Consider the following 2,920-nt stretch of genomic DNA (forward strand, 5'->3'; position numbering starts at 1 on the left):
CCGCCGCTTACGCCACTCTCACACGCGCCCCCGATTTGGTCGCTGGCCGCGTGAGGTTTGTGCGTAATTGTCCGGCGTCCTCGCGGAAGCACGTTATGAGTTTGCCAGCCTGTGCTGCTGTTAGCACATTTGCGATCGCGACTGTGAACGGAGTTTTGAACGACTCCGCTATAAATATCTGGTGGAGCACAGCGTAGATCTTCCCCAAAAGGCTGAGCAATCTTTTGATTGATCAGATGCCTTTACAATACAACAACAATGTCTTTAGCCAGAGCCGATGAGCGAGCAACGGATGCAGGTTAATTTGGCAGAAGGCTCGGTGAGTTTTTGCTGCTCCCCAGAAGCAGCAGAGATGCAGGCTTCAATGGAACGGATGTGGGCGATCGCCCATACCAAGGCCAGCGGTACTTCCCTACCCGCCAAGCAGCCATGGAATATCAGCATGTGGACAAAGTCTTTTGTGGTCCCAATATTTGGCCAAATCCCTATGCCGCTAAAGTTCTTTTGACCGCATTCGCTTAACCGCTGAGGCCGAGCTAAATCGCTGGGTGGAAGACCTCAACCAGTTTCTCGAAGGTGCTACCCCCTAGGGGGCAATATCTGTTAGTTTGGTGGTATGGTTAGTCTTCCTAAAGCAGGCCGCTCTGGCCGTTTGCATCGCCTGCTGGCCTATCTGCGTCCTCACCGCAGCAAAATCTGGGGCGGAATTGCGGCGCTTTTCATTGTCAACCTCCTAGGCACCTACCTACCACTGCTCATTGGCACTGCCGTTGATGAATTGCAGGTCAAGTTTGACTTTCAGCGGGTGGTGTTCTATGCCCTGCTGCTGATTGGTTTGGCCTCTTTGATGTGGCTGATTCGCATGGCCTCGCGTCTATGGATCTTTGGAGCGGGGCGATTGGTGGAATTTGACCTCAAGCAGCAGCTCTTTGAGCACCTGTTGCGACTTGAACCCAATTACTTTGCGGAGAATACCCCAGGGGATTTGATTAGCCGTGCCACCAGTGATGTGGATAATATTCGCCGTCTGGTGGGCTTTGCCCTTTTGAGTGCGGCCAACACAGTGTTTGCCTACGGCATGACGCTGCCTGTCATGCTGGCAATTCATCCGGGGTTGAGCTTGGGGGCGATCGCTGTCTATCCAGCGGTTCTCTTTATTGTCCAAACCTTTAGCGATCGCCTGCGGGCAGAGCAACTAGATGTGCAACAAAGCCTTGCTGAACTGAGTGAACTCATCCAAGAGGACATGAGTGGCATTGCCCTAATTAAAATTTATGGGCAAGAAACCAATGAGAAGCGCCAATTTGACCAGTTGAACCAAGAGCTGCTCAGGAACAATCTGGTCTTGGCCAAAACCCGCAGCATTCTCTTTCCCCTCCTAGGGGGTATGGTGAGCTTGAGTTTGCTAATTCTCCTTTGGTTTGGCAGTCGGATGATTGCTGCACACACAATTCAGGTAGGCGATTTCATTGCCCTGCTGCTGTATATTGAGCGGCTGATTTTCCCCACTGCCCTGTTGGGCTTTACAATTACTGCCTACCAGCGGGGAGAGGTCAGCGTTGACCGCATTGAGGCGATTTTAAGTGTCAAACCCCGTATTATTGATGCTCCCGATGCCATTGCTCTCCCCCGCGATCGCGTTCAGGGACACTTGCGTTGTCAAGACTTGACCTTTACCTACCCCAACCGCAGTACCCCTGCCCTCAATCACCTTAGTTTTGATATTCAAGCTGGCGAAATGGTGGCGATCGTCGGTCCTATTGGCTGTGGCAAATCCACCTTGGCCAGTGCCCTGCCTCGTTTATTGGAAATCGCTCCTAATCAGATTTTTCTTGATGGTATTGATATCACGCGGCTGCGCCTTGCAGATCTACGGGGGGCGATCGCCTACGTGCCCCAAGACAGCTTTCTTTTTAGCACCACCATCAAAAACAATATCCGCTATGGCGAACCCGATGCTACGGAGTTAAAGGTGATTGCTGCCGCTAGCCAAGCCCAGATTCACAACGAAATTCTCAACTTTCCCCAGCAGTACGAAACTCTGGTGGGCGAGCGGGGGATTACCCTCTCTGGCGGACAGCGACAACGAACCGCCTTAGCCCGTGCCCTACTGGTGGATGCGCCGATTTTGGTCCTCGATGATGCTCTAGCCAGTGTTGATAACCAAACCGCTAGCCAAATTTTGCAGGCACTACGACAGCAACAGCGTACCCGTACAGTGCTCTTTATTTCCCATCAATTGTCGGCAGCGGCAGCCTGCGATCGCATTCTGGTCATGGATGAAGGACGCATTGTCCAACAGGGTACCCACAGTGAACTGGTGGCAACTGAGGGACTGTATCAATCTCTTTGGGAGCAGTATCAATTAGAAAGCTCCCTCGCATAGGAGAGTTGCCCACTAGAGCGTTGTTAAAGTAAGGGGGTAACTCCTATGGCTACCCCCATTGAGGTTGTTATCAATAGGGGCTAGAGGGAGCTACTGACCTGGAGTTTGGGGACTTGGAGATTCCGTTGGTGTTTGATTATTGGTCGTACCACCACCACCACAGGCAACCAGTGTTGTAGAAAAACCCACTAAAATTAGACCCAAAGCGGCAAATTTGTAGAGAGATTTCATAGAACTCCTCACGGCAGATAATCAGTAAGGATTAGACAGTTCTTTTCTATCAGGTTTACTGCGGGGTTGGCAACTGCCGGTCAACGATTTGCCATAAAGATTCCCTTAAGCGTGCCAGTAAATTGGAGCAAGCACCTATATCCCTATGACCACTGAGCGATTACAAAAAGTCCTTGCCCATTGGGGAGTGGCCTCGCGGCGCCATGCGGAAACGCTTATCCGCAGGGGTCAAGTCTTCGTGAATGGTCAGCGGGCACAGTTGGGGGACAAAGTAGATCCAACGCGCGATCGCATTGAATACAG

Annotated in this window: 4 protein-coding genes; 2 read left to right on the plus strand and 2 right to left on the minus strand. The window is 51.7% G+C overall.

Translation table 11 applies throughout. From position 1 onward, the window contains the following. Window positions 1–264: 264 nt before the first annotated feature. Window positions 265–444, minus strand: coding sequence for a hypothetical protein (locus P3X23_RS06320; protein WP_300874324.1), 180 nt, complete (start codon window positions 442–444; stop codon window positions 265–267). 172 nt (window positions 445–616) lie between these two features. On the opposite strand from P3X23_RS06320, the gene P3X23_RS06325 reads away from it, so the two are divergent. After that, on the plus strand, window positions 617–2,386 hold the full coding sequence (locus tag P3X23_RS06325; RefSeq protein ID WP_300874326.1) for an ABC transporter ATP-binding protein: 1,770 nt from the start codon (window positions 617–619) through the stop codon (window positions 2,384–2,386). 90 nt (window positions 2,387–2,476) lie between these two features. Here P3X23_RS06325 and P3X23_RS06330 read toward each other — a convergent pair whose 3' ends face one another. After that, the gene (locus P3X23_RS06330) at window positions 2,477–2,617 is read right to left on the minus strand and encodes a hypothetical protein (protein ID WP_300874329.1); all 141 of its coding nucleotides are present in this window, start codon (window positions 2,615–2,617) and stop codon (window positions 2,477–2,479) included. A gap of 145 nt (window positions 2,618–2,762) precedes the next feature. On the opposite strand from P3X23_RS06330, the gene P3X23_RS06335 reads away from it, so the two are divergent. After that, a partial coding sequence (locus tag P3X23_RS06335) for a S4 domain-containing protein (RefSeq protein WP_300874332.1) occupies window positions 2,763–2,920 on the plus strand: 158 nt, incomplete at its 3' end.

This window comes from Thermosynechococcus sp. Uc (genome assembly GCF_029335995.1).
Taxonomy (GTDB): domain Bacteria; phylum Cyanobacteriota; class Cyanobacteriia; order Thermosynechococcales; family Thermosynechococcaceae; genus Thermosynechococcus.

Coding starts and splice junctions, on each gene's coding strand:
- P3X23_RS06325 (WP_300874326.1), top strand. CDS start 617: ATGGTTAGTCTTCCTAAAGCAGGCCGCTCTGGCCGTTTGCATCGCCTG.
- P3X23_RS06320 (WP_300874324.1), bottom strand. CDS start 444: ATGCTGATATTCCATGGCTGCTTGGCGGGTAGGGAAGTACCGCTGGCC.
- P3X23_RS06330 (WP_300874329.1), bottom strand. CDS start 2,617: ATGAAATCTCTCTACAAATTTGCCGCTTTGGGTCTAATTTTAGTGGGT.